This is a genomic window from Mycobacterium sp., assembly GCF_035653355.1.
Taxonomy (GTDB): Bacteria; Actinomycetota; Actinomycetes; order Mycobacteriales; family Mycobacteriaceae; genus Mycobacterium.
The window spans coordinates 1-6,634 of record NZ_DASRBZ010000553.1; the positions used below are offsets into that span (position 1 = coordinate 1).

General features: G+C 64.7%; 7 protein-coding genes and 1 pseudogene. 4 read left to right on the top strand and 4 right to left on the bottom strand.

The window, feature by feature from the left end:
* The coding region (locus VFA16_RS18930; protein WP_324969294.1) for a molybdopterin dinucleotide binding domain-containing protein at positions 1-481 on the top strand (481 nt) is incomplete at its 5' end.
* On the opposite strand, the gene VFA16_RS18935 is transcribed toward VFA16_RS18930, so the two are convergent.
* Positions 478-1,608, bottom strand: a complete 1,131-nt coding sequence (locus VFA16_RS18935; protein ID WP_324969295.1) for a nitronate monooxygenase family protein — start codon at positions 1,606-1,608, stop codon at positions 478-480. The genes VFA16_RS18930 and VFA16_RS18935 overlap by 4 nt on opposite strands.
* Before the next feature lie 107 nt (positions 1,609-1,715).
* Between VFA16_RS18935 and VFA16_RS18940 the strand changes: the two genes are divergently transcribed.
* The 3 genes from VFA16_RS18940 to VFA16_RS18950 are packed head-to-tail and all read left to right on the top strand — an operon-like array spanning position 1,716 to position 4,399.
* Complete coding sequence (locus VFA16_RS18940) at positions 1,716-2,825, top strand: diacylglycerol kinase (protein ID WP_324969296.1); 1,110 nt, start codon at positions 1,716-1,718, stop codon at positions 2,823-2,825.
* A gap of 11 nt (positions 2,826-2,836) precedes the next feature.
* The gene (locus VFA16_RS18945) at positions 2,837-3,574 is read left to right on the top strand and encodes a glucose 1-dehydrogenase (protein ID WP_324969297.1); all 738 of its coding nucleotides are present in this window, start codon (positions 2,837-2,839) and stop codon (positions 3,572-3,574) included.
* Positions 3,575-3,577: 3 nt separating this feature from the next.
* Positions 3,578-4,399 carry a thioesterase family protein gene (locus tag VFA16_RS18950; RefSeq protein ID WP_324969298.1) on the top strand — a complete coding sequence of 274 codons (822 nt, stop codon included), beginning with the start codon at positions 3,578-3,580 and terminating at the stop codon, positions 4,397-4,399.
* An 88-nt stretch (positions 4,400-4,487) separates the two neighbouring features.
* Here the strand turns inward: VFA16_RS18950 and VFA16_RS18955 are convergent, their stop codons facing one another.
* The 3 genes and pseudogenes from VFA16_RS18955 to VFA16_RS18965 form a co-directional block, all read right to left on the bottom strand.
* Positions 4,488-5,243 (bottom strand): HAD-IB family hydrolase, encoded by a 756-nt coding sequence (locus VFA16_RS18955; protein ID WP_324969299.1) that lies wholly within the window; start codon positions 5,241-5,243, stop codon positions 4,488-4,490.
* Positions 5,244-5,247: 4 nt separating this feature from the next.
* Positions 5,248-6,162, bottom strand: a complete 915-nt coding sequence (locus VFA16_RS18960) for a class I SAM-dependent methyltransferase (RefSeq protein ID WP_324969300.1) — start codon at positions 6,160-6,162, stop codon at positions 5,248-5,250.
* A pseudogene (locus VFA16_RS18965) lies at positions 6,159-6,634 on the bottom strand (hypothetical protein); the annotation flags it as partial. The pseudogene VFA16_RS18965 and the gene VFA16_RS18960, both read right to left, overlap by 4 nt.

The window sequence follows — 6,634 nt, forward strand, 5'->3', positions numbered from 1 at the left end:
TGTGTGGACGTACGTCAAGCGCCCCGACCGACGGTTCACCGTCGAGCTTCCGGAACTGACTGAACAGCTGCGCAGCCTGCGTACCGCTGAACCGTTCACCGACGACGAGTACCCGCTGGTGCTGTCGGCCGGTGAACGCCGGGCATTCACGGCGAACACGATTTACCGCGATCCCACGTGGCGCCGCCGCGATCCAGCGGGAGCACTACGCATCAGCCCACAAGACGCCCAACGTCTCGGACTCGACGATGGCGGGCTGGCCCGCGTCACCACCGCCGCCGGCACCGCACAGGCCGTCGTCGAGATCACCGACATGATGCAACCCGGCCACATATCGCTGCCCAACGGCTTGGGCGTCGACCACCCCGAGTACGGACGCGTCGGCGTGGCGCCCAACGAGCTGACGTCAGTCGAGCTGCGCGACGCCTTCGCCGGAACACCGTGGCACAAACATGTCCCGGCCCGTGTGGAGGCCGTTTAGACGGTCGCTGCCTCGTTGAGCTCGTTGAGCCGGTTTGTCGCTTCGAGGTATTCCTGCACCCAGCGCTCGATGACGGCGGACGTCTTCTCCACCTTGGCCAGTTGCCCCACGACCTGCCCGATCGGGTTGAATGCCACGTCGACGGTCTGGTCCGGGTATTTGTGGGTGGCGGCGACGGCCATCCCGGACACCATGTACTGCAGCGGCATGCCCAGCGGCTCGGGGTTGCCGGGCGTCTGCCAAGCGTCGGTCCAGTCGTTGCGCAGCATGCGACACGGTTTGCCGGTGAACGAGCGACTGCGCACGGTGTCACGGCTGGTTGCCTTGGCGTAGGTGGCTTGCTGGACAGGGGTGTTCTCGGCTTCCTCGACCATCAGCCACTGCGAACCCGTCCATGCACCCTGCGCGCCCATGGCCAATGCGGCGGCAATCTGGTAGCCGGTGCCGATGCCTCCGGCGGCCAGCACCGGCCGCGGCGCTACCTCCTTGACCACCTGCGGCCACAGCACAATCGAGCCGATCTCCCCGCAGTGTCCGCCGCCTTCGCCACCCTGGGCGATGATGATGTCGACGTCGGCTTCGGCGTGTTTGCGGGCCTGCGACGGCGACCCGCACAACGCCGCCACTTTCCGTCCGGAGTCGTGGATGTGCTTGATCATGTCGGCTGGCGGGGTGCCCAGCGCGTTGGCGATGAGCGCCACCTTCTGATGCTTCAGCGCCACCTCGACCTGCGGGGTGGCCGTGGCCTCGGTCCACCCGAGCAGCTGCAACGCGTTGGCGTCGCTGTCCTCGACCGGCACGCCGTGGTCGGCCAGGATCTTGCGCGCGAATTCCAGGTGCTCCTTCGGGACCATGGAACGCAGTGTGTTGGCGAGTTCGTCGGCCGACAGGTGTGCGTCCATGCCCTCGTATTTATTGGGGATGACGATGTCGACGCCGTAGGGGTGATCGCCGATGTGCTCGTCGATCCAGTTGAGCTCGACCTCCAGCTGTTCCGGCGTAAATCCGACCGCGCCCAGTACCCCGAAACCGCCGGCTTTGCTCACCGCGACCACGACGTCGCGGCAGTGGGTAAAGGCGAAGATCGGGAACTCGATGCCGAGTTCGTCGCAGATTGGCGTGTGCATGCCTGCTCCTGAGGGCGGTAGGCGAATTGAAACGTGTTCTAGTTTAGTACCTGCTCCACCGCCGTGGCCAGCCAGCCCGGAGCCGAGCCCCGCTACGCTGCCTAGCTATGGCAATCCGCGTCGTTCATATCGGTACCGGGAATGTCGGTCGGCTGGCGCTGACCCAGCTGATCACCGACCCACGATTCGAACTGGCGGGAGTGTGGGTGTCGACGGAAGCCAAGGTGGGCAAAGACGCGGCCGAGCTCGCCGGACTGGACGTGTCCACCGGAGTCATCGCCACCAACGACCTGGAGGCCCTGTTAGCCAGCCGGCCGGACTGTGCGGTCTATTGCGCGATGGGGGACAACCGCGCACCCGAGGCCCTGGAGGATTGCCGGCGCATCCTGGCCGCCGGTATCAACGTAGTCGGCTCGTCGCCGGGGGTGCTGCAATTCCCGTGGCAGCTGATGCCCGGCAAATACATCGCGCGAGTGCAAGATGCTGCGCAACAAGGCAATTCGAGTATCTTCATCACCGGCGTCGACCCGGGCTTCGCCAACGACTTGATCCCGTTCGCGCTGGCCGGAACGTGCCAGAGCATCCAGCAGGTGCGCTGCATGGAGATCGCCGACTACGCCACCTACGACGGCGCGATCGTGATGTTCGACGTCATGGGGTTCGGCAAGCCGTTCGACGACATCCCGATCCTGCTGCAGCCAGGCGTGCTCAGCATCGCCTGGGGTACTTCCATCCGGCAGCTGGCCGCGGGACTCGGCATCGACATTGACGACATCACCGAAAGCTACGAACGCGAACCGGCACCGGAAGCCTTCGACATCGCAGCGGGACACGTTGCGAAGGGCAGTGTGGCCGCGATTCGCTTCCAGATCTGCGGCATGGTCGACGGCCACCCGGCGATCGTCATCGAACACGTCACCCGGTTGCGCGAAGACATGCGGCCGGACTGGCCACAGCCTGCTCAGCCGGGCGGCTCGTATCGCGTCGAGATCACCGGCGAGCCCTCCTATACCGTCGACATCTGCCCTTCCAGCCGCAAGGGCGACCACAATCACGCCGCGATCGTCGCTGCGGCCGGGCGGATTGTGAACGCGATCCCCGCGGTGGTCGCGGCGCCGCCGGGAATCCGGACCACGTTGGATCTGCCCCTGGTGACCGGACATGGGGTCTACGCATCAGCTGGAACACGTTCTAGTACCGCGGAACGCTTACGGTAGCCTGACCGCTCATGGGACGCGTGGACGGAAAAGTTGCACTGATCAGCGGCGGTGCGCGGGGTATGGGTGCTTCTCATGCCCGGCTGCTGGTAGCCGAGGGCGCCAAAGTCGTGATCGGCGACATCCTCGACGAGGAAGGCAAGTCGCTGGCCGACGGGCTGGGGGAAGCGGCGCGGTATGTACACCTCGACGTCACGCAGCCCGATCAGTGGGATGCGGCGGTTTCCGAGGCCGTGCAGGAGTTCGGCAAACTCAACGTGCTGGTCAACAACGCCGGCATCGTGGCGCTCGGGCAGCTCAAGAAGTTCGATCTCGCCAAGTGGCAGAAGGTAATTGACGTCAACCTGACCGGCACCTTCCTCGGTATGCGGGCGTCCGTCGACCCGATGATCACCGCGGGCGGCGGCTCGATCATCAACGTCTCCTCGATCGAGGGCCTGCGCGGAGCGCCGATGGTGCACCCGTATGTTGCCTCCAAATGGGCGGTTCGCGGCCTGTCCAAGTCCGCCGCATTGGAGCTGGCGCCGCACAACATCCGGGTCAACTCGATTCATCCGGGCTTCATCCGCACTCCGATGACCAAGCACATTCCCGACGACCTCGTCACCATTCCGCTCGGACGACCGGCCGAGTCGATCGAGGTCTCGACGTTCGTGGTCTTTCTGGCCAGCGACGAGTCGGCGTATGCCACCGGTTCGGAGTTCGTCATGGACGGCGGCCTGGTCAGCGACGTTCCCCACAAGATGTAACTCGTGCCGGACGCGGCTCTCGAAACCGGTGATGCGCCGGCATACCTGGTGCGAGACGGCGACGGCTATGCCCCGACACGCATCGCACAAGGACCATGGGGCCAAACCATGGCTGGGCATGTTGTCGGCGGAATCCTGGGCTGGGCGGTCGAGCGCGCGGCCGGCGATCCAGAATTCCAGCCCGCACGGCTGACGGTCGATTTGTTCCGCCCCACCGCGCTCGAAGCGGTGCAGGTGGCGGCTCGCGTGATCCGCGATGGACGCCGCATCCGCCTCGCCGAAGCGGTGATTACCCAACACGGAACCGAGGTGGCCCGAGCCAGCGCGGTGTTCTTGCGGCGCGGCGCGCAACCCGATCAGCCGGTATGGTCGACGCCCGTCACCATGCCTCCGCTGCTGACCGAAGATGAAGCGGCACCGGACAATTCACCGTTTTTTCTGCGGGCGTATGGGTGGGGTCCCGATACCGGATCGCGCGACGCCCACGTTGCGGCAGGCCCGAAATACGCGTGGGTCCGCGAAAGGAAACCGCTCATTGTGGGCGAGCCGCTGACTGCCTTCACCCGCGCAGCCATGGCCGGCGACGTGACCAACCCGTTAACCCATTGGGGTGCAAATATGTTGCAATTCATCAACGTCGACTACACGCTGACGCTCAGTCGGCTGCCGAGCGGACCGTACATTGGGTTGGCAGCGTTCACTCATCACAGCCACGAGGGTATTGCCACTGGGGTGGCTACCGTGTTCGATCACCTGGGTCCGGTCGGAAGCAGCATGGCTACTGCCCTGGCCGACCCGAGGTTTCGGCCGCCCTCGCGCCGATGACGCCCACGGCGAAGACATTACCGCAGTAAAGGTGACGGGTACGGCGCTGATAGACGCTGCTCCAGACCAACTGCATTGTTCCTCTCCGCTATGCTCGCCGAGCTTGTTCGACCCGCCCGCGACGCCGTGCCACCGCGACCCGAAGCACCGGCCAGCCCTGCTCGACAGCGACCGCGGCAAGCCGTGACCTAGCGTTCACCGGCCGTGGATAACCGACACGCGACATCAGTGCCAGGTCTTCATCGCCGTCGGCGTAGAAGTAACTGTCGTGTAATGCAACGTTATTGGCGGCGCAGAACCGTTCCACCGCAGCCGCCTTGTTGGCGCCCCAGACGATCGGCCTGACGATCCCGCCGGTCAACCGCCCGTGTTCGTCGACTTCGAAGCGGTTGCACAGGACGTGGCTTATCCCGAGGAAGCGGGCCACAGGTTCAGCGTGGATGGCCAGCGCCGACGAACTGAGCACCACAGTGTGGCCCCGTTGCTGGTGCGCTCGCACGATGTCGTGCATGCCCGGATACAGGTGTGACGCAATGCGGTTCACGAACAGCCGCTCACCGAGCTCGTCAAGCGCTTCGAGCGATTCGCCACGCAGATAGCCTGCACCCCGAATGACGAGCTGCTCGAATTCCACGCGGCCGAACCGATATCGCATCATGGCCTCGACGACTCCCAAAACCTCGCCAATTCTGGCCTGCCGGCGCCGAATCCGGTGACTGGCGTGAGCCGCTGCAGTGAAGCCCGCGACCAGGGTGCCGTCCAGGTCGAAGAATGCGCCGATCTCAGGTCCGGCCGGGCTTGCCCCGATCTCGGCGATGGCATCGTCCAGGAGCCTTGGCGTCATCGTTCTACCGTTTCGCCGTGATGTATTGGGAATGCATGATGCTGTCGATGCGAAGGTCCACTTCGGCTGGTGTGCGGCCATAAGCCGCCTGCAGCTCAGGGTTGCTGCGGACCGGGTCGACCGCCCACCCGTGGTCGGCCAACCAGTCCGCCGGGTTGGTTTTGTCCTCGCCGTAGGTCAATGCAGAAAAGTCAACTTCGCCGGACATGTTGACGCCGGGGTGGGTCGCTTCCAAAGCGGAAAGTTGCGCTTGGTCGAGACGCGAACCAAGGGCACCGATCCCAACTCGGCTACCCGCCGCGGACAGCTCGTGGATGCGCTCGAAGAGCGCATCTTGCGCTGCACCCGTCAGGTAGGGCAGTACGCCCTCCACCGACCAGGCGGTGCGTTGCCCCGGTTCTAATCCTGCTTCCTGCAACGGAATTGTCCAGTCGTCGCGCAAGTCTGCTGCAACGCTTATGCGGCGTGCGGCCGGTTTCGCGCCATGCTGGGCGAGCACCTGCTCTTTGAATTCAAGGACTTGCGATTGGTCGACCTCGAAAACTGTTGTTCCGGTAGGCCATCCGAGCCGGTACGCTCGCGAGTCCAAGCCGGCGGCAATGATCACTGCCTGCCGTATGCCCTCAGCTACAGCGGACAGAAAGAATTCGTCGAAAAACCGGGTTTGTACGCCGTACAGCCGTGGGAAGGCTGTCGCATCCTCGGAGGTCGCCGGATTGTCCAGCAGACCGGTCAAATACGGATCGGCCGAGGCGGTAATGAAATGCTGCGCATACTCATCTCGTGCGAGCGGCTCCGCACTCACGGCATGCACGGCTCGCCAGCCGGCCACCAGCAACGCGGTGTAGCCCACGCTGCTCAGAATGTCCCACTGGTCGTTGTCGGAACGAAGCCACTTCTTCTCGTCGGGCGCTGTCATCTTTCCACCGTACGAAACAGATAAGACCCGACCGTAATGACGCGGTCGTCGGCTCCTTCGTCGTGCATGAGTGCACGCACCGCCACCATTCCGTCTGCCCCGTCGATGGGTTCGGCCTCGATGCGGAAAGGGCCCAGTTTGCCGCGCGCAACAAACATCACGTGAGACGAAATGCCTTGCAGCTGATCAGTGCCCGCGACAGCAGCGGCCGGTTCCAAGGCCGCTGTTTCCAACACGACGAACTGCGGTCCGAGATGTAGTGCGGCGTCGGGTGATGCCACATCGGCGGCGAGTTCGGGCAGTGCCCAGTGGCCGTCGGATCGACGGTTTCCGCCGAAGACCTGCCACAGCGGCGGCAAATCAGGCGAGTCGACTACCTCGATGGGTTCGACGGGCATCCGCTGGAGTCCCTCCGGCGGCGTGCCGATGCTGATGCCCTGACCTTCGGTGAGCGCCAGCACCCGGGCCGGGC

Excerpts from the sequence above, each read along its gene's own strand:
- VFA16_RS18935 (WP_324969295.1), bottom strand. The coding sequence starts at position 1,608 with ATGCACACGCCAATCTGCGACGAACTCGGCATCGAGTTCCCGATCTTC.
- VFA16_RS18940 (WP_324969296.1), top strand. The coding sequence starts at position 1,716 with ATGGCAATCCGCGTCGTTCATATCGGTACCGGGAATGTCGGTCGGCTG.
- VFA16_RS18945 (WP_324969297.1), top strand. The coding sequence starts at position 2,837 with ATGGGACGCGTGGACGGAAAAGTTGCACTGATCAGCGGCGGTGCGCGG.
- VFA16_RS18955 (WP_324969299.1), bottom strand. The coding sequence starts at position 5,243 with ATGACGCCAAGGCTCCTGGACGATGCCATCGCCGAGATCGGGGCAAGC.
- VFA16_RS18960 (WP_324969300.1), bottom strand. The coding sequence starts at position 6,162 with ATGACAGCGCCCGACGAGAAGAAGTGGCTTCGTTCCGACAACGACCAG.